The following is an 18,940-nucleotide window of genomic DNA, read 5'->3' as shown; positions in this document are numbered from 1 at the left end:
TCTCTGATGACCCGACTTTAGTGGGGTTGTGAATAAAAATTGAGGTGCCGGCAACAAAAAAGGCGATCCGAAGGATCGCCTTTTTTGTTGCCTTCGAGGATTCAGCGCTTGCTGAACTCTCTGAATATGGCTGGGGTGGTAGGATTCGAACCTACGCATGACGGGATCAAAACCCGCTGCCTTACCGCTTGGCTACACCCCAATTTCGAATCTGCGAGACTGCATCTCGCAGAAGGAAAATGGTAGCAAGGGGGAGACTTGAACTCCCGACCTCAGCATTATGAGTGCTGCGCTCTAACCAGCTGAGCTACCTTGCCATTGATGATCTCGGCTAACCGAGGGCGCGAATAATAGGGCGGCCCAGCGGGGGTGTCAACACTTTTTTTATAAATTAATCAGTGAGTTAGCGTGACACGCAAATTTTAGCGCCCGCGGCCAATGGCCGCGAGTAGTGACCCGAAAACCACAGTCAGGGCGCCGAGCCAGCTGATCCAGTTCATGGGTTCCACTTCGATGTAATTTGGCCAAAGGGCGCCAATCAGAGCGCTTAGCATCAGGGTCATTAGCGGTACCAGGGCCAGCGTCGCGCTGACCCTGGAGGCCTCCCAGGCGGCCATGGCTTTGGCGAAAGCACCGTAGGCGATCAGGGTATTGGCCGCGAGAAAGATCAGCAGAGCCCAGGAGAACGCGTCCAGTGTCAGTGCCGTGGCGGGTTTGGCTGCCGGCAGGAAGCACAGGCTTCCCGCCACGTAAATCATTACCAGCAGATTCTGCGGGCGGGACACGGCGACGATTTTTTTCTGGAACACGCCGTAAACCGCCCAGGTTATGGCGGCGATAACGATGAGCCCAACGCCGACCAGGTATTGTGGATCCTTGCCCTGAATCAGCTCCTGCAGGCGCAGGTTGAAAAACAGGGGGAGGCCTATACAGACCAGGGTTACGCCCATCCACTGGCGCGCGGAGAACTGCTCTCCAAGCCAGATAACGCTGAAGACCAGTAACAGTAGCGGCGCCAGCTGGATCAGAACCTGAAGAGCGCCAGCGGTGATGTAGTTCAGGCCGTTGGCATAGGCGATGTAATTCCCGAGCAGGCCTGTAACGGCGAGCACAGTGTAAGGGAGCAGCTTTCCCTGTAAGAGTTGCCCGAGGGCCAGCTCTTGGCGCCAGCTGTAGTAGGTTCCGGCGAATATTGCCGCGCCTAGGAAGCGATACCAGGTGATTGTGGTGGGATCCATGTCGGCGATTAGGCCTTTCATGGCGATGGGCAGCAGGGCCCACAGGAATGCCGTGATGAGTGCCAGCGGCAGCCCCACTTTCCAGTTGGATTGATACATAGCGTTCGTCTGGGAGGGGGAGGAGGCTCCGCTCCCGGGTGGGAGCGGAGAGTGTCATGAGGGGTCAGACGTTGAAGCGGAAGTGCACCACGTCACCGTCGGCGACAACGTACTCTTTGCCTTCCAGGCGCCACTTGCCGGCTTCTTTTGCACCGGCTTCGCCTTTATTGGCAACAAAGTCGTTGTAGCCAATCACTTCTGCACGGATAAACCCTTTTTCGAAATCGGTGTGGATTTTACCTGCCGCCTGGGGCGCAGTTGCGCCCAGAGGGATGGTCCAGGCGCGAACCTCTTTTACACCGGCGGTAAAGTAGGTGTGGAGGCCCAGAAGCTGGTAGCCAGCGCGGATCACACGGTTCAGGCCCGGTTCTTCCATGCCGAGGCCTTCGAGGAATTCCAGCTTCTCATCGTCGTCGAGCTCGGCGATTTCAGATTCGAGCTTGTTGCAGATGGGTACCAGCACAGCATTTTCTTCCGCGGCAATTGCGGCTACTGCGTCCAGGTGCGGGTTGTTCTCGAAGCCGTCTTCGTCCACGTTAGCGATGTACATGGTGGGCTTGATGGTGAGCAGGCTCAGTTCTTTCAGGCTCGCCAGTTCGTCGTCATTCAGGCCGAAGGAGCGCAGCGGTTTGGCCTCGTTCAGGTGCGGCTGAACTTTTTCCAGCAGAGCCTTCATCTTGATGGCGTGCTTGTCCTGGCCTTTGGCGGCACGGCTATAGCGTTGCAGGGCTTTTTCGACGGTATCCAGGTCTGCCAGCGCCAGCTCGGTGTTGATCACCTCGATGTCAGCTACCGGGTGCACTTTATTGGCAACGTGAATCACATTGTCGTCTTCGAAGCAGCGCACCACGTGAGCGATCGCGTCGGTCTCGCGGATATTGGCGAGGAACTTGTTGCCCAGGCCTTCGCCTTTGGAGGCGCCGGCCACGAGGCCCGCAATGTCGGTGAACTCCATGGTGGTGGGGATCACTTTTTGCGGCTTGACGATTTCCGCCAGCTTGTCGAGGCGGGGATCCGGTACTGGCACCACGCCGGCATTCGGTTCAATGGTGCAGAACGGGAAGTTTTCCGCGTCGATGCCCGCTTTGGTTAGGGCATTGAACAGGGTAGATTTGCCCACGTTGGGCAGGCCGACGATGCCGCAAGTAAAACCCATGGTCTGAATCCTGTTGCTGATGGCGGGCCTGCATCCGGCCTCGGGCCATCTTATTTAGCGTTTGCTTTGGAGTTGGTGTGCAGAGTCTTCATGGCTGCGTTCCAGTCGCCGCTGGCGGCGATAGGAAGTGCGTCGATCGCGCGGTCAATGGCCTCGGCCAGCTGATCCTGCTCAACGCGCGGTGCCCGCTGAAGAACGTAATTTGCTACATCGCGCGCATTGCCGGGGTGGCCGACACCGAGGCGCAGGCGCATAAAGTCACGATTGTTACCCAGAGCGGCGATGATGTCGCGCAAGCCGTTGTGCCCGCCGTGTCCGCCGCCGCTTTTCAGGCGCGCGGTGCCGGAAGGCAGGTCGAGCTCATCGTGAGCGACCAGTATGGCTTCTGCGGGAATCTTGAAGAAGTTCGCCAGCGGGCCGACTGCCTGGCCGCTGCGATTCATATAGGTAGTGGGAATCAGCAGGCGGATTTCCTGCCCGCCGATTCGCACGCGGCCGGAAAGGCCGTGGTATTTGCTGTCTGCCGCGAGCTGGGCACCGTGAATACGGGCCAGCTCGGAGACAAAATCGGCCCCGGCATTGTGCCGCGTCCGGTCGTATTCCGGACCTGGATTTCCCAGGCCCACTATCAACTGGATGGGCGTGTCCGGAGCCTTGCTCAAGGTTCTGTACCTGAACTGATGCCGGCTTATTCTTCGCCGGACTCTTCGCCTTCAGCTGCGTCGGCTTCGATAGCGCCGCGCGGCTTGTGAACGGAAGCAACAACCAGGTCGTGGTCTGCACCGTGGGCCAGATCTACAGACTCAACGCCAGCCGGCAGCTTGATGTCGGAGATGTGAACGGTACCGTCCATTTCCAGGTTGGCCAGGTCTACTTCGATGAACTCAGGCAGCTTGGAAGCCGGTGCGCTGATTTCCAGCTCGGTCAGGGTGTGAGACACGATGCCGCCAGCTTTAACACCTTTACAGGTGTCTTCGTTCAGGAAGTGTACCGGTACTTTGATGTGCACTTTGGTGTCTGCGGATACGCGCTGGAAGTCAGCGTGCAGCAGAACGGCCTTGGCCGGGTGACGCTGCAGGTCACGCAGGATCACGGTTTCTTCCTTGCCGTCGACGTTCAGGGTCAGAACGGAGGAAAATACAGCTTCGTTTTCCAGTGCCTTGAACATGTCTTTCTGCAGCAGGGCGATGGATTGCGGCTCAACTTCGCCACCGTAAATGATGGCCGGAACTTTTGCTTCCAGGCGACGCAGGCGGCGGCTCGCACCTTTCCCTTCGTCGCTGCGGACGCTGGCATTCAGTTTGAATTCAGACATGGGGTAAACCTCGGGTTGTCTGTCCAGAAGGACCTGCGACCGGTGCCCTCTGGTGTTGCTATAAGTTAGGCATAATCTATTGATTCGCCCAATAGTAAACGCCCGGCAGTGCCGGGCGGGCGCGTATTCTAAGGGGAAGTGGGGGGGATTGCCAGCAAATTTGGCGGCAGCAAAAAGGGCGCACCTGTATGGATGCGCCCTTTCTGTTTGAACCGCTGCGACACCTTAGGAGCGGAACATGGCCGACAGGGATTCTTCATTGCTGATACGGCGCATGGACTCAGCCAGCATGGCGGAGAGGGTGAGCTGGCGAATCTTGGGTGCCTTTTCCATTTTGTCGCCCAGCGGAATGGAGTCGGTGACAACCAGCTCGTCCAGTACGGAGTTGTTCAGGTTGTCGATGGCCTTTCCGGATAGTACCGGGTGAGTACAGTAGGCAACCACTTTCATGGCGCCGTGCTCTTTCAGTGCGTTGGCGGCGTTACACAGGGTGCCGGCAGTATCGACCATATCGTCAACCAGCAGGCAGGTGCGGCCGTTGATTTCACCGATGATGTTCATGACTTCGGCAACGTTGGCGGCTGGGCGGCGCTTGTCGATGATGGCCAGGTCGCAGTCGAGGCTCTTGGCAACGGCGCGCGCACGGACAACACCGCCGATATCCGGAGAAACCACCACGAGATTTTCATATTTCTGGCGCTCGATGTCGTCGAGCAGCACGGAAGATCCGTAGACGTTATCCACAGGCACGTCGAAGAAGCCCTGGATCTGTTCTGCGTGCAGATCCACCGTCAGAACGCGATCGATGCCGACGCTCACCATCATGTCTGCGACAACCTTTGCGGAAATCGGCACGCGCTGGGAGCGAACGCGGCGGTCCTGGCGGGCATAGCCGAAATAGGGAACCACTGCGGTAATGCGGCCCGCGGAGGCGCGGCGCAGGGCGTCAACCAGCAGGATCAGTTCCATCAGGTTGCGGTTGGTGGGCTGGCAGGTGGACTGCACAACGAATACGTCGCGGCCGCGCACGTTGTCGGTGATTTCAACCGCGATCTCGCCGTCGGAGAAACGCTTAACAACGGCTTCCCCAAGGGGTATCGCCATATGGTCAACAATCTTTTGTGCCAGTTCCGGGTTTGCGTTGCCGGTGAAGACCATTAAGTCAGCCACTGCGAGTACCTTTTTCGTCTTGAGGTGAAAAGTTTAGTGAAGATCAGGGAGTTTCGGAGCGCGAACTGCTTGCAGAGGATTTTGATGCCGTTTCATTGGGCGACCATTGGTGCAAGTGTGGATTTGTGGTCAGTTTGCCGGGTGTCCCGGTCTGGCCGGATGCTCCGTATGCGACTCGGAATGATGTCGGTCGCATCAAACAGGGAAATGGCTGGAGTGGAAGGATTAGCTTCGCCTGCGGCTCGCTGGTCTCAGCTGGTTGCACCAGCCTTGGCTCGAACCTGATCAGAGTGCGTTGCTTTTCTCAAGCTCACTGCCAACCTGAAAATATGGCTGGGGTGGTAGGATTCGAACCTACGCATGACGGGATCAAAACCCGCTGCCTTACCGCTTGGCTACACCCCAGCAATCTTGCAGCTAATCAATTTAGACGCTTGCTGCAAATTTCGCGAGCTGCCTGTGAGTTGGCGATTCATTGACGCCTGAGGCAACAAAACCGTCTGTCCCGCTCGGGCGTTTGGCGAGAATTTCTCGCGCTTGCACTTCTGAGTCGAATGCGGCGAAAACGCAAGCGCCGGTTCCGGTCAGATGTGCTTCGCCGAATTGGGAAAGCCATTGCCTGGCCTTCCTTACCTCGGGATAGAGGTCTTCAACAAGTGGCTGGAAATCATTGCTGGCCTGTTCGTTTAGCCAGTGTCTGTTCAGCTGCCTGTCGCGAAGGGCCGCTAATGTAATGGCGGCTGAATCTCTTGTCAAACCCGAATGGGAAAATAATTCCGCGGTGCTGATATGGCAGGCGGGGATCAGCACGACATACCATGCTTTCTCGATAAAAACAGGGGTGAGCCGTTCACCCACGCCCTCGGCCCAGGCCGAGTGGCCGCGTACAAAAACCGGAATGTCCGCGCCAAGCTGTCGGCCCAGCTCAGCAAGCTGATCGACGTCGAGTCCACATTGCCACAGGGCGTTCAAGCCAAGGAGTGTCGTTGCGGCATCACTGCTGCCACCGCCGATGCCGCCGCCCATTGGCAGTACCTTTTCCAGTGCGATGTGGGCGCCGGTAGCGGTTGTTGGCGCGGTACGTTTCAGCAGCATCGCCGCGCGATAAATCAGATTGCTCTCTGCGGGGATATCGAGCCCGGGGCAGGAAACCGAAATGGTGTCGTCGCGGCGCAGGGTAAAGGTCAGGCTGTCGCCAAAATCCAGCAATTGAAAAACTGTCTGCAATTCGTGGTAGCCGTCAGCACGCTTGCCGAGAATGCGTAGCAGCAGGTTGAGTTTGGCCGGGGCGGGCAGCTGTAAGTCTGGCATGGAAAATCAGATTGGCTGAGTAAGGGGCGGGATTTTAGCAGCAGGGTGCGGCAGCTTACAGTTTTGCGATGGTGGCAGCGGGCGTGCGGTTGCACGCCCGCTGCCAAAGGCTGTTACCGGTTTATTTTGGGAGCCATTCCTTGATCACCAGTGTGACATTTACCGGGCCAGTGACCTGGCGCGTTACCGCTTTTATCCGGGTGGGCAGTTTGTAAGGGCCAACGCGCTGGTAATCGCTGAAATTCAGTTGCCACCCAGACTGGCTCAGGCTCTGCAGCAGCCCTTCGGCATCGGCCTGTTTGGCAGAAACGGCGCCTGGGGCCGGCAACCCTCGTGCCCAGTAAAACATCTCGGTTACAGGCAGTGGCCAGCCCATAATCTGTTCGGTGAGTTGCCCGGGATCTGCCGCGAACACGGCAGGGTCACTGCCGCGCTGCAGGCTGACGCCGCCCGGTGAACCGCTGATCACTGTGGCGCCAGCGCCGAGGGGGCCGCTCAGGTGGATGCGATAATTGCCGCTGGCCTGCTGCCAGGTCAGGTTGGCGCTGCCATTTTCCTTGGTCGAGCGTACCCCCAGTTTGCCTTTTACTTCCCAGCGTTGCAGCGCGGCGGCCGACTGGGATGTCGCGGCCGGGGCGGTTGGCGGCTGCGCCTGCTGGGTGCTGCAGGCACTCACTGCGGCGACCAGCAAAAAGGTCAGTGCGCGCAGTGCATGTTGAAACCGGGGTATTGAATGTGGCGCAGAGTGCTTCTCAGCTTTCACTAACATGCTGTTCCAGTCGTTGTTGATCCTGCAGGCGTTGCATGGCCGCAGGAATGATTTTGCTTTCCGGGTTCTGCTTCAGTCCGCGTTCCCATATCTGCATGGCCTGCTGGCGTTCACCCGTTGCCCAGAGGGCTTCGCCGAGATGAGCGGCGATTTCGTGATCGTCGAGCAGCTCCAGGGCCCGCTGCAGGTATTTGATCGCTTCAGCGTGATTGCCCAGGCGAAAATGTGCCCAGCCCATGCTGTCGATGATTGCCGGGTCGTCGGGACTGAGTGCCAGGGCTTTGGTGATTAGCACAAACGCCTCTTCAAGGCGTTCGTCATAGGACAAAAGTTTGTAACCCAGTGTGTTGAGGAGGTTCGCATTATCCGGGTCGCGGGACAATAGCTTGCGCAGACCCAGTTCAAAGTTTTTGATATCGCCCAGTTGTTCACTGGCCATGGCGTGGGCGTAAATCAGGCGACTGCTGCTGTCATCCTTTTCCAGGGCGCTGGCCAGCACCGCGCGGGCTTTTTGTGGGTGGTTGTATTTATTGAGCAGTTCCGACTGCAGCAGGTAGAACTGCTCCTGCTGGCTGGCGTGGCGCTCGCGCAAGTCGCTAAACCAGGCGTCGGCTTCCTCGAGTTCCCCGTTTGCCGCCAGTAGCTCGGTGCCGCGGGTGATCGCCTGCACATAGTCGCTTCCGGGGCGCACCTGCCGGTAGTGGGTGACGGCGCCGCGGAAGTCGCCTTTCTGTTCGTCAATCCCGCCGAGGTAAAAGTGGGCGGCGGACTCGTGTTCTTCCAGTGCCAGTAGTCGCTCCAGCAGTGGCTGGGCTTTGTCCAGCTGTTTGGTTTCGTACTGGATCAGTGCCAGTGACAGCAGCAGGTTGCCGTCGTTGGGGCGCTGCTTCACCAGTTCGACAAACTGCTGTTGGGCCAGGTCGAGATCTTCGCGAATCAGCAGGCGGGCATATTGCAGGCGCAGCCGGCTTTCTTGCGGGTACAGGGCCACCAGTCCTTCCAGTAGCCCGCGGGCTTCGGCTTGCCGGCCCATATCGATAAGAATGTGGGACTCCAGTAGCGGCGCATCCAGTAATGAGGGATCGAGCTCCTGAACCTGGCGCGATATTTTCAGGGCTTCTTCGAATTGTTTGTTTTCCCGCAGCATCATGGCGAGCGCCAGTGACGCTTCGTGGTTGTCCGGGTACATCTGGGACAGGCGGCGGAAATCCGGCAGGAGCTCGCTCGCGGTTTCTTCATTGGAGACGGCGGTCGCCGCGACAGATTGCAATGGCGCATCGCCGCCCAATTTCAGCGCCTGTTCCGCATGTGTGAGGGCGTCGTGCACTTCGCCGGCTAGGGTCAGCTCGGCGGTGGCGGCGAGCTGGGCCTCAGGGTTTTTTGGCTCGAGCTCCACCCACAGGCGCGCCGATCTGAGGGCCGCGCGACGGGCATTCAGAAAACGGGCGATACGTGTCGCGCGTGCGGCGACGCCGGCGTCCTGGGTGCGCTCGGCCTGGAAGTAATAGTTGGCCAGCGCCAGGTCGTACTGTTGCCGGTTTCCGGCCACTTCGGCCACCAATAAGGTGTAGAAGGTTTCAATCGGAAAGGGCTTGAGCGTTTCCTGGCTGGCGACATCACCGGCCACCTCCTGGTTACCGGCGATACCCTGGGTTCCGGGCTGGGGGGGCACCGCGGTGGCGCTCCCGGTCGCGGTGCTTGGCGTTTCGCCGAGCTGGGCGTCGGTTGGCTGCTGCGCACAGGCGGTGAAAAGGGCGAGAGCGGCAGCGGGTATGAGTAATCGCCGGCTATGCAGCGTGCAGGGGGTGTATATATCGGCCTGGGCAAGCGGGCGCTTGCGGAAGTAGCTGAAATGCATAGAACGTGTCCGTACGTGTGTGCCGGGACGTCAATTCCTGAACGTCCGACCGGTCGGGTACCGGGCCTGGTGGCGTTTTTTTCCGGGTTATCGCCGTATAATTCTAGTTGTGAAATCCGGGCCTGCTCGCCCCGGGGAGGAGGAATGGGTAAAGTCAGCACAGAATTAAACCGGCTGACCGGTGCGTCAGTGCCAGCCGTTTACGCCGAGTGCTTGCATGGGCGGCGTCTCGCCCGGACAATGTGCGCCCTTTTTATGTTCATTTGCGCCATAGCCGCTGTTGCCGGCGGTCGTTTTCACACTGTTTGACGGTAACCTATGCCAATCCTCGCTTTGGGTATCAATCACGACAGCGCTCCGGTAGATGTGCGCGAGCGGGTGGCGTTTGCCCCTGAAGTGATGCCCAGTGCGCTGGCTGAGGCGCGCAGCGCCCTGAACAGCACCGAATTCGCGATCCTTTCTACCTGTAACCGCACCGAGATCTATGCCGATGCGGCGCCGGAGTCGGTGCTGGCGTGGATCGCCGCTTATCATCGGGTGCCCCTGGAGCAGCTGGCCGGCTGCCACTATCACTACACCGACGAATCCGCAGTGCGGCATATGATGCGGGTAGCCTGCGGACTCGACTCCCTTGTTCTCGGTGAGCCCCAGATCCTGGGGCAGATGAAGTCCGCCTATGCGGTGGCCCGGGAGGCCGGCAGCGTCGGATCAACACTGCACAACGTCTTCCAGCAGGTGTTCTCGGTAGCCAAGCGCGTGCGCACCGAGACCGCCATTGGCGAAAACCCGGTGTCAGTGGCTTTTGCTGCGGTTTCGCTCGCGTCGCGGATCTTTACGGATCTGAGTGAGCAGACGGCGCTGCTGATCGGCGCCGGGGAGACCATCGAGCTGGTGGCGCGACATCTGCTCGACAAAGGCGTCAGCAAATTGATCGTTGCCAACCGAACTTTGCAGCGCGCTGAACAGCTGGCGGAGGCCTTCGGGGCCGAGGCCATCCTTCTGGCGGATATTCCGGAGCACCTGCCGCGGGCCGATATCGTGATCAGTTCCACCGCCAGCCAGTTGCCGATTCTGGGCAAGGGCGCGGTGGAGTCGGCACTCAAGAAGCGCCGTCACCGCCCGGTGTTTATGGTGGATATTGCGGTGCCGAGGGATATCGAGCCTCAAGTCGCACAGCTCGATGATATCTATCTATATACGGTGGATGACCTGCGCGGAGTGATTGACGAAGGCAAGCGTCTGCGGGAGAAAGCGGCAGAATCAGCGCATGTGATCGTCGACGAAGCAGCACAGGCGTTTATGCGCGAGCAGCGCAGCCTGCTCGCGGTGGACTCGATCCGCCATTATCGCCAGCAGGCTCAGGCGATGAGCAAAGACGAGCTGGAAAAGGCCCTGGTGCAACTGCGCGCCGGTAGCGATCCGGCGCAGCTGCTGGAGCAGCTGGCACGCACACTGACCAACAAATTGATCCACGCCCCCACCGTAGCGCTGCGTCAGGCGACGGCGGAAGGAGATCTGGAGCGCCTGCGTATTGCGCGGGAGATCGTTGGCTTGTCCGAGGAAGACGGGCAGTCCGCATCCGAATTACCGGCACCGGTGCCGGGCAGCAAGAAACAAAAGTAATGAAAGCTTCGGTACAGCAGAAACTCGATAACCTGGTGGAACGCCACGAGGAGGTCTCCGCCCTTTTGGGGGATGCGGAGACCATCAGTGATCAGGAAAAATTCCGCGATCTGTCCCGGGAGTATTCCGAGCTGGAGGAGGTGGTCAAATGCTATCGCCGCTACAAAACCCTCCAGGACGATATGGCCGCCGCGCGCGAAATGCTGGCAGAAAACGACGCTGAAATGCGCGAGATGGCACAGGAAGAACTGCGTGAAGCGGAAGCTCAAATAGAGCCGCTGGAAAAGGAATTACAGACACTGCTGCTGCCGCGGGATCCCAATGACCGCAAAAACGTGTACCTCGAAGTGCGTGCCGGAACCGGTGGTGATGAAGCGGCGATTTTCTCCGGAGACCTGTTCCGGATGTATTCCCGCTATGCGGAAAAGCAGGGCTGGCGCATCGAGGTGATCAGCGAAAACCCGGGTGAACACGGTGGTTACAAGGAGATCATCACCCGCGTCGCCGGCGAGGATGTTTACGCCAAGCTCAAGTTTGAGTCCGGTGCGCACCGGGTGCAGCGTGTGCCGGAAACCGAGTCCCAGGGCCGGATCCACACCTCGGCCTGCACGGTTGCGGTAATGCCGGAGCCGGATGAGCGCGATGCCATCGAGATCAGCAAGGCGGATCTGCGGGTGGACACTTACCGCGCGTCGGGCGCCGGTGGCCAGCACGTGAACAAGACCGACTCCGCGGTGCGCCTCACGCATATCCCTACCGGGATTGTGGTCGAGTGCCAGGACGAGCGCTCCCAGCACAAGAACCGCGCCAAGGCGATGGCGTTACTGCAGGCCAAACTCAACAGCGCGCAGGAGTCTGCGGCCGCGCAGGAGATATCCGATGCGCGTCGCAACCTGGTAGGCAGTGGCGATCGCTCCGAGCGCATCCGCACCTACAACTATCCCCAGGGGCGGGTGACCGACCACCGCATTGGTCTCACGCTCTACAAGCTCGACGAAGTCATGCAGGGCGCGCTGGATGAAGTGATCGGCCCGCTGCGCACCGAGTACCAGGCGGATCAGCTCGCGGCTCTCGGCCAGCATTGATTCGGAGATCCAGTGGCGAGCGTAAAGGAAAACCTGCTGCGGGCGGTGGAGCTGACGGAAAGCGACAGCCCCCGGCTGGATCTGGAAGTATTGCTGTGTCACGTGCTGGGCAAGACCCGTGCGTGGCTGTATACCTGGCCGGAACATGAGCTCGACGACCAGTCGCAGCAGGTGCTGGATCGCCTGATCCAGCGGCGCATTGCCGGCGAGCCGGTGGCGCATCTCACCGGGTTTCGTGAATTCTGGTCGCTGCCACTCAAGGTCAACCGCTCCACGCTTATTCCGCGGCCGGATACCGAAGTGCTGGTGGAAACTGTGCTGGAACTCTGCCCGCAAGAGGCGTTGCAGGTGCTGGATCTGGGCACAGGAACCGGGGCGATCGCACTGGCCCTGGCCTCAGAGCGGCCTCTCTGGCAAATCCTGGCTGTGGATAAAATGCCGGCGGCTGTGGCCCTCGCGGAAGAAAACCGCAGTGCGCTCGGCCTCGCGAATGTGCGGGTCTTGCAGAGTGACTGGTTTGCGTCAGTGCCCGCCCAGCGCTTTGCTGTGATTGTCAGCAACCCTCCCTACATTGATGCCCGCGACCCCCACCTGCGTGAAGGGGACGTGCGCTTTGAACCCCACTCGGCACTGGTGGCCGAGGAGCAGGGACTTTCGGATATTCGCCTGATCGCCCGTCGCGCGCCGGAGTTTCTGGAGCCGGGTGGCTTGCTGGCTGTGGAGCATGGCTGGCAGCAGGCCGAGGCGGTGCGCCGGATCTTCAGCGAAGCGGGTTACCGGGATGTGGAATCCCGGCTTGACTATGCCGGAAATGAAAGGCTTACACTGGCGCGCAATCCGTAACCACACGGCTCGCAACCGGTAAGTCGCGAAAGGGAGTTTTCTATGCACGACCACGCCCACCACCGCCACGGTGGTAACCATCTGCGCCCCCTTGTCTGGGGTCTTGTCATCACTTTTGCCTTTGCCATTGTCGAGGCGGTGGGAGGCTGGCTGTCCGGTTCCCTGGCGTTGCTCGGGGATGCGGGACATATGGTCACAGATTCCGTCTCCCTCGCGCTCGGTGCGGTGGCCGCGCTGTTGGCACAGCGGCCTGCGAACCGTGAGCTGTCCTTCGGTTGGGGGCGGGCGGAGGTGCTTGCGGCCATGGCCAACGCTGTCTTCATGCTGGTGATCGTTATCGGCATTGCCATTGCGGCGGTGGATCGCCTGCGCTCGCCTCAACCGGTGCAGGGTGGAATGGTGATGCTGATCGCGGCGATCGGTTTGCTGGTCAATCTCGCCGTGGCCTGGGTACTGCACCGGGGAGAGCAGACCCTGAATATCCGCGGCGCTTTGCTGCACGTGATGGGTGATCTGCTGGGCTCGGTTGCGGCACTGGTCGCCGGGGCGGTGATTTACTTTACCGGCTGGACACCGATTGACCCGCTGCTATCGGTGCTGATTTGCCTGTTGATCCTGGCATCCAGTGTCCGCCTGTTGCGGGATGCGGTGGATGTCCTGATGGAGCGGGTACCGCGGGAGCTGAGCCTGCCGGTGGTGGGCGAGACCCTGGCGGCGGTGGATGGCGTGCGCTCGGTGCACGATCTGCATATCTGGCGCCTGGACAGCAGCACCGTCTCACTGTCGGCGCATATTGTGGTCGATGACCTGGTCGCCTGGCCCAGCGTGCTGGAGCGGTTGCGGCAGACCCTGATCAAACGCTTTGATATCGACCATATCACCCTGCAGCCTGAGCCGCTGCATTACGACACCACCCCGGTGATCGACCGGGTAACGCTGGGCGGGTAAGCCGCCCGGTGCGGGCGGCGCTATCGGCTGAGGCGTCGCTCAGGAATCAGTCTTCGTCGCTTTCGGTGGCGGGTGTTTGCGGTTCTGCCGCTGGTACCTCGCCGGTTTCATTCCCGCTGCCATTCCCGCTGCCATTCGAAAGCGTATCGCTGTCCGTCGCTGCAGGGGTGTCTTCCGCCACCACCTCTTCCGGCGGGCTGATCTGTTCCTGTGGCGCCTCAATACCAATGTGGTAGGCGGCAAACCCTGGCTGCACCACCTGGTTCATGGCCATGCCGAGAATGCGCCCGTTGTACTGGGAGCGGATTTCCTTGCGCACATTGGTGATGGGATTGGTCACCGTGCCGAGCACGTCGCCCTTGCTGACAAACTCGCCGAGCTGCACCTTGCTGAAAATAATTCCGCCGTTGGTGGCCCGCTGCCAGGTGGAGTTGTAGTACACCGGTTCTGGCTCGCCCCACAGGCGGAATTTGCTCACCATGCCCAGCTGGTTCAGCAGGGTGCGGATCCCTTTCACGCTGTGACTGACCGATAACTCATCGAGCACCATGGGTGCGCCGGCTTCCAGGGTGACTGTGGGGATACCGGCTGCGACCGCTGCGTGGCGCAGAGTGCCCTTGGCGCCGTCGCTGTGCAGCACCACGGTGGATCCGAAGCCCTTGGTGAGCTTCACCACTTTCGGATCGCTCAGGTCACCGCGCAGCTGTGGCAGGTTGGTGCGATAGAAAGACCCGGTATGCAAGTCAACGATGGCGTTGCAGTGCACCACAACCTCGTCAAAAAACGAGCGCGCGATACGCGAGGCCGAGGAGCCATTCTTGTCGCCGGGAAAGTGGCGGTTGAGGTCGCGGCGATCAGTCAGGTAGCGTGAGCTGCGGTGGAAGCCCTGCATATTGACGATGGGCACGCCGATAACCGCGCCCTTGAGCGTTTTCGGGTTCAGGTTGTACATCACCCGGCGTACGGTTTCGATGCCGTTCAGTTCATCGCCGTGGATCGCGGCGGTGATACAGAGTGTGGGGCCGGGTTCGGCGCCGTTGACCACCAGCACCGGCGTGGCGCTGTAAACCCCCTCAAAATGCTGGTTCGGGGACCAGGGCAGGCGGGTGGAGGTGGCGGGCGGTACTTCGGCGCCCAATAGACGCAGCGGCCGTCCTTCCGGCGCGGGCGCGGTTTCGGGCTCGCTGGGTTTGGAGGGCTGCGGCTGAGGTTCGGGCTGAGCTTTTTCCGCGGTCGCGGGCTCGGCCGGCGCTTCCTGTGGTGGTGTGATCAGCTCCTGCTCGCTGACGGGCTTGTCGAGTTCAATGCTTTTTGCCTGGGGCATCGGCTCGGTGTCTGCCGTCGCCCCCTCAGTATTTTGCACAGTGGCAGTATCTGAAGATTCTTCCTGCCCTGTGGCCTCATCTCGGTCATCCTCCTGCTTCGCCGGCATATTTTCTAATGCGACTTCGCTCGGCGCCGTGGCGTCCTGCGGCTGCTCCTCCGCGAATGATGGTATTGCAGAGAAGGAGAGGGACAACAAAAGTGACAGGCTCAGAGAGCGACAAACCATGAATAGCTCCGGGAAATAAAGAATTCGGGACGGATTTCAGTTCAGGACTGTTTTGGGTGACTCAGGACTGTTTGGCGCGAAATCTCGTCAAGGGTTCCATGCGAGCGCGAGTATAGCCAATCGCGCAGTCTGGAATTGCGCGATACTTGGCGAATTATGGATGTGGTTACAACCGGCGGGTTCGCATGGCCCTGGCGCTGGTTCGCCGCAGGCGCAACATAAGCAGAACCGCCGCTGTGCCGAGCCCGATACAGATGCCGGTCCAGTAACCGTACACTCCCCACAGCTGCTCGCCGAGCCAGTAGGCACTGCCAAGTCCGACCAGCCAGTAGGAAAACAGCTGCATGTACATGGGCACCTGGGTGTCTTTATAGCCGCGCAGGGCACCCCAGGCCATGGCCTGGGCCACGTCCACCAGCTGGAAGGCGGCGGCGAGTAACAGCAGGTTGGTGGCCACGGCAGTGATGTCCGGGTTGTCCGTATAGGCGAGCACCAGCAGGTCGCGCAGGGTGATCAGGATTACCCCGGTACACAGGGCATAGACGAGCCCGCTGCAGACTCCGACGATACTCACAAATCGCGCGCGCTTGGGGCGTTTTTGCCCCAGTACCTGTGCGGTGCGGATACTGACTGCCTGGGCCAGCGCCAGTGCCACCAGGTAAAATACCGATCCAATACTGAGGCCGATCTGGTGGGCGGCCACAATGGTGGCGCCGTAGGAGGCAAGCAGCAGTGCGAGGCTGGCAAAGAAGGTGACCTCGCCGGCGGCGCCGACGCAGATTGGCATACCCACCGCCAGCAGGTGGCGCAGGGTGGGCCAGTGCGGTCGCGGTGGCAGCAGGCGCAGTTTCAGTGCGCGGTAGGCCGGATCCTGTTTGGCGTGCCAGTACAGCGCGATGGCGATGCACCAGCACACAAAGCTGGTGGCCCAGCCACAGCCGGCGCCTCCCATCGCGGGTATGGGGCCCCATCCGAACACCAGCAGTACATCCAGCGGGATATTGAGGGCAGCGGCAGCCAGGTAAATTCGCATGACCGGCCGTACCTGTCCCATACCCTCGCAGTAACCGCGCAGGGCGCTGCCCAAGGCAAAGGGCAGGGTGCCAGTGGCCAGTGCCAGCAGGTAGTGGATCATGACCTGGCGCACCGGTTCCTCAGTCTGGATCCACTGGCTCCACCAGAAGGATGTCACCAGCCCCGCAATCACCAGCAGCCCACCCGCCAGCGCGATCCACACGGACTGCCGCATCTGCTGTGCGCAGCCTTTTTCATCCCTGGCGCCGCGCAAATTTGCGACCACCGGGGATACCGCGGCGAGCATGCCGATCAGGGTTACCGCGCACACCGCCCAGATACTCGAGCCCAGCGCCAGTCCGGCGAGGTCGGTCTCGCCGGACTGGCCGGCGACAATGGTGTCAGTCACGCCCATGCTGACCACCGCCAGATTGCTGACCACCAGCGGACCGCCGAGGTTGGTCAGGTGGCGCAGCTCGGTCGCCGTAGCGCGTTTGTAGAGTTTCAGCATGGGGATAACACGAGTGACTAAACTGGTGCGGAGCCAGGCCAGCGGGAAAAATCGGTAAGAATCCGGCGGCTGATCCGACCAGATAAAAAACGGCGGAAAATTCGGAGCGAATTATGGATGGCGACCGCAGCGTGTTCAATCGTATTTACCGGGGCTTCCTGCATTTCCTGCGTCCACTGGACGGCCTGGGGCCGCTGGCGCTGAGGGTATTTCTGGGGCCGATATTTGTGCTCGCGGGCCTGAACAAGCTCGGTCACATCGACGACGTGGCCGCCTGGTTTGGCAACCCGGAATGGGGGCTGGGGCTTCCCGCTCCGGTAGTGATGGCGTGGCTGGCGGCCCTGACCGAATTTATCGGTGGCATCGCCCTGCTCGTGGGGCTGGGGGTGCGGTTGGTGGCGATGCCACTTATGGTCACGATGGCGGTGGCCGCAGTGACTGCGCACTGGCAGTACGGCTGGCACGCTTTGCCGGAGCAGACGCTCACCATGCCCTGGGAGTGGCGCAGGGATCTCATTGCCGAGGCGGTGGTGCGCAAGGACAAGGCGGTGGCGCTGCTGAAAGAATACGGAAACTACGCCTGGCTGACCGAGGCCGGCAATTTCACGGTTCTGAAGAATGGGATCGAATTTGCCGCGACCTACTTCATCATGCTGATGGCGCTGCTGTTCAGCGGCGGCGGTCGCTATGTGAGCCTGGATTACTGGATTGCCAGGCACCGTGGCGTGACGATCGCTGATTCCGGGCGCCATACCTGATTCTTAGACCGATACCTGAGCCATATAACCGATACCTGGGCCATATAGATGATATACTCGCCGAATATTTGATCATTGAGCGAGTAATCCGTTGATAGGTAAGTTTTTCCGCCGTTCCTCAGGCAGTGCGCAGGATAACCAGAATAAACAGTCGCACCCGGCACCGGAGCAGAAAGCTTCTGGCGCTGATAAAACGCGCTCCGCCTCCACTCGGGAGAGCGGCAAGTCCGAAGACGGGCGCAAGCGCGGGCGGCGGGGCAGCGCCGGCGGAGGAAAACCTGGCGGCAAGGGCGGTCGTTCCGACAGCCCGCGCAAGCCGGCCGAGCAGTCCTCCTGGAGCCTGGATCAGTTCCAGGTACCGGAGCAGGAAGGGAAAATCCGTTTTCACGACCTGGATCTGCCACTGCCCCTGATGCATGGTATTGCTGACCTCGGCTTCCAGTACTGTTCGCCCATTCAGGGACAGTCGCTGCCACACACCCTGAACGGTCACGACCTGGTGGGTAAAGCCCAGACCGGAACCGGCAAGACTGCGGCCTTCCTGATCACGGTGATCGACGAGCTGCTCAAACAGCCGTTTGATGGCGAGCGCTATGCCGGCGAAGCCCGCGCGCTGATCATTGCACCGACCCGCGAGCTGGTGATGCAGATTGCTGACGACGCCAAGAACCTGTGTAAATACACGGATCTGGAAATCCACACGCTAGTGGGCGGTATGGATTACCAGAAACAGCAGAAGGCGCTGAACGAGCGCTTTGTGGATATCCTCGTGGCCACCCCGGGCCGCTTGCTGGATTTTGTCAGCAATCGCGACTGTTACCTGGATCAGGTGGAATTCCTGGTCATCGACGAAGCAGATCGCATGCTGGATATGGGCTTTATTCCGCAGGTTCGCCGTATCGTGCGCCAGACCCCGCGCAAGACCCATCGCCAGACCATGTTCTTCTCGGCCACCTTCACCCCGGAAGTGGATGACCTGGTGGAACAGTGGACGCTCGATCCGGTCATTGTGGAAATCGAACCGGAGCGCGTGGCCACTGATTCTGTGACCCAGAATGTTTACCTCGTGTCTGGGGATGAAAAGTACAAGCTGCTGTACAACATCCTGCAAGGCGATGAGGTGGAAAGCCTGATTGTCTTTGCCAACCGCCGCGACCAGTGCCGCCGCCTGCATGAAAACCTCATCGCACACGGCTTCAACGCCGGTCTGTTGTCCGGTGAGGTGGCGCAGAACAAGCGCGTGCGCACACTCGAAGACTTCAAGACCGGCAAATCCAGGGTACTGGTGGCTACGGACGTGGCGGGCCGGGGTATCCATATCGACGGTATCAGTCACGTGGTGAACTACACCCTGCCGGAAGAGCCGGAAGATTATGTCCACCGTATCGGCCGTACCGGCCGCGCCGGCAAGAGTGGTACATCGATCAGTTTTGCCTGTGAAGACGATGCCATGCGCCTGGAACCGATCGAGCAGTTGCTGGGCAGCAAGCTGAAATGCGAAGTGCCGCCGGAAGAGCTGCTGGTGGAACCACCCAAAGTACACGTCAAGCGCAGCAGCGGTGATCGCGGCGATCGCGGTGGTGACCGCGGCGGAAATCGCGGTGGACGTCGTGGCGGCAGTGGAAGACCTCGCCACTGATCGCTCTGATAAACGGCTGAGGCCGAGTGACGGGCAATAAAAAACGCGGGA

At 60.3% G+C, this 18,940-nt stretch carries 16 protein-coding genes and 3 tRNA genes; 6 read left to right on the top strand and 13 right to left on the bottom strand.

Going from position 1 to position 18,940, the window contains the following annotated elements:
• Positions 1–127: 127 nt before the first annotated feature.
• The 11 genes from ACNKU7_RS07785 to ACNKU7_RS07735 all read right to left on the bottom strand — a co-directional run bounded on the left by ACNKU7_RS07785 (position 128) and on the right by ACNKU7_RS07735 (position 8,916).
• Positions 128–202: transfer RNA gene (locus ACNKU7_RS07785), tRNA-Gln, on the bottom strand.
• 38 nt (positions 203–240) lie between these two features.
• Positions 241–317, bottom strand: a tRNA-Met gene (locus ACNKU7_RS07780).
• Between the two features lie 105 nt (positions 318–422).
• Positions 423–1,337 carry a DMT family transporter gene (locus ACNKU7_RS07775; RefSeq protein WP_418296400.1) on the bottom strand — a complete coding sequence of 305 codons (915 nt, stop codon included), beginning with the start codon at positions 1,335–1,337 and terminating at the stop codon, positions 423–425.
• A 64-nt stretch (positions 1,338–1,401) separates the two neighbouring features.
• Positions 1,402–2,493, bottom strand: a complete 1,092-nt coding sequence (gene ychF, locus ACNKU7_RS07770; RefSeq protein WP_418296399.1) for a redox-regulated ATPase YchF — start codon at positions 2,491–2,493, stop codon at positions 1,402–1,404.
• Between the two features lie 50 nt (positions 2,494–2,543).
• Positions 2,544–3,155, bottom strand: coding sequence for an aminoacyl-tRNA hydrolase (gene pth / locus ACNKU7_RS07765; RefSeq protein WP_418296398.1), 612 nt, complete (start codon positions 3,153–3,155; stop codon positions 2,544–2,546).
• A 26-nt stretch (positions 3,156–3,181) separates the two neighbouring features.
• Positions 3,182–3,808 carry a 50S ribosomal protein L25/general stress protein Ctc gene (locus ACNKU7_RS07760; RefSeq protein WP_418296397.1) on the bottom strand — a complete coding sequence of 209 codons (627 nt, stop codon included), beginning with the start codon at positions 3,806–3,808 and terminating at the stop codon, positions 3,182–3,184.
• 225 nt (positions 3,809–4,033) lie between these two features.
• A complete protein-coding gene (locus ACNKU7_RS07755) occupies positions 4,034–4,966 on the bottom strand; it encodes a ribose-phosphate pyrophosphokinase (RefSeq protein ID WP_418296486.1) in 933 nt (310 codons plus the stop codon).
• A 342-nt stretch (positions 4,967–5,308) separates the two neighbouring features.
• Positions 5,309–5,383: transfer RNA gene (locus ACNKU7_RS07750), tRNA-Gln, on the bottom strand.
• 21 nt (positions 5,384–5,404) lie between these two features.
• On the bottom strand, positions 5,405–6,289 hold the full coding sequence (ispE, locus tag ACNKU7_RS07745; RefSeq protein WP_418296396.1) for a 4-(cytidine 5'-diphospho)-2-C-methyl-D-erythritol kinase: 885 nt from the start codon (positions 6,287–6,289) through the stop codon (positions 5,405–5,407).
• A gap of 121 nt (positions 6,290–6,410) precedes the next feature.
• A complete protein-coding gene (gene lolB, locus ACNKU7_RS07740; RefSeq protein WP_418296395.1) occupies positions 6,411–7,058 on the bottom strand; it encodes a lipoprotein insertase outer membrane protein LolB in 648 nt (215 codons plus the stop codon).
• A complete protein-coding gene (locus ACNKU7_RS07735; RefSeq protein ID WP_418296394.1) occupies positions 7,042–8,916 on the bottom strand; it encodes a tetratricopeptide repeat protein in 1,875 nt (624 codons plus the stop codon). Before ACNKU7_RS07735 ends, lolB begins: the two co-directional genes overlap by 17 nt.
• 318 nt (positions 8,917–9,234) lie before the next feature.
• On the opposite strand from ACNKU7_RS07735, the gene hemA reads away from it, so the two are divergent.
• The 4 genes from hemA to ACNKU7_RS07715 are packed head-to-tail and all read left to right on the top strand — an operon-like array spanning position 9,235 to position 13,415.
• Positions 9,235–10,539, top strand: a complete 1,305-nt coding sequence (hemA, locus tag ACNKU7_RS07730; protein ID WP_418296393.1) for a glutamyl-tRNA reductase — start codon at positions 9,235–9,237, stop codon at positions 10,537–10,539.
• On the top strand, positions 10,539–11,624 hold the full coding sequence (gene prfA, locus ACNKU7_RS07725) for a peptide chain release factor 1 (RefSeq protein WP_418296392.1): 1,086 nt from the start codon (positions 10,539–10,541) through the stop codon (positions 11,622–11,624). Before hemA ends, prfA begins: the two co-directional genes overlap by 1 nt.
• A 12-nt stretch (positions 11,625–11,636) precedes the next feature.
• Positions 11,637–12,467: a peptide chain release factor N(5)-glutamine methyltransferase gene (gene prmC / locus ACNKU7_RS07720; RefSeq protein WP_418296391.1), complete on the top strand. Its 831-nt coding sequence runs from the start codon at positions 11,637–11,639 to the stop codon at positions 12,465–12,467.
• A 42-nt stretch (positions 12,468–12,509) separates the two neighbouring features.
• The gene (locus ACNKU7_RS07715; protein WP_418296390.1) at positions 12,510–13,415 is read left to right on the top strand and encodes a cation diffusion facilitator family transporter; all 906 of its coding nucleotides are present in this window, start codon (positions 12,510–12,512) and stop codon (positions 13,413–13,415) included.
• Between the two features lie 46 nt (positions 13,416–13,461).
• Here ACNKU7_RS07715 and ACNKU7_RS07710 read toward each other — a convergent pair whose 3' ends face one another.
• Together ACNKU7_RS07710 and ACNKU7_RS07705 are read right to left on the bottom strand one after the other, a co-directional pair.
• Positions 13,462–14,967, bottom strand: coding sequence for a succinylglutamate desuccinylase/aspartoacylase family protein (locus ACNKU7_RS07710; RefSeq protein ID WP_418296389.1), 1,506 nt, complete (start codon positions 14,965–14,967; stop codon positions 13,462–13,464).
• Positions 14,968–15,133: 166 nt separating this feature from the next.
• Positions 15,134–16,492, bottom strand: a complete 1,359-nt coding sequence (locus ACNKU7_RS07705; RefSeq protein ID WP_418296388.1) for an MATE family efflux transporter — start codon at positions 16,490–16,492, stop codon at positions 15,134–15,136.
• Between the two features lie 113 nt (positions 16,493–16,605).
• On the opposite strand from ACNKU7_RS07705, the gene ACNKU7_RS07700 reads away from it, so the two are divergent.
• Both ACNKU7_RS07700 and rhlB read left to right on the top strand, forming a co-directional pair.
• Positions 16,606–17,250 carry an HvfX family Cu-binding RiPP maturation protein gene (locus ACNKU7_RS07700; RefSeq protein WP_418296387.1) on the top strand — a complete coding sequence of 215 codons (645 nt, stop codon included), beginning with the start codon at positions 16,606–16,608 and terminating at the stop codon, positions 17,248–17,250.
• 91 nt (positions 17,251–17,341) lie between these two features.
• Complete coding sequence (gene rhlB, locus ACNKU7_RS07695) at positions 17,342–18,889, top strand: ATP-dependent RNA helicase RhlB (protein WP_418296386.1); 1,548 nt, start codon at positions 17,342–17,344, stop codon at positions 18,887–18,889.
• Positions 18,890–18,940 lie beyond the last annotated feature (51 nt).

It is taken from the genome of Microbulbifer weihaiensis, from assembly GCF_048323715.1.
Lineage (GTDB): Bacteria > Pseudomonadota > Gammaproteobacteria > Pseudomonadales > Cellvibrionaceae > Microbulbifer.
This window is presented reverse-complemented; position numbering and strand designations above follow the sequence as displayed.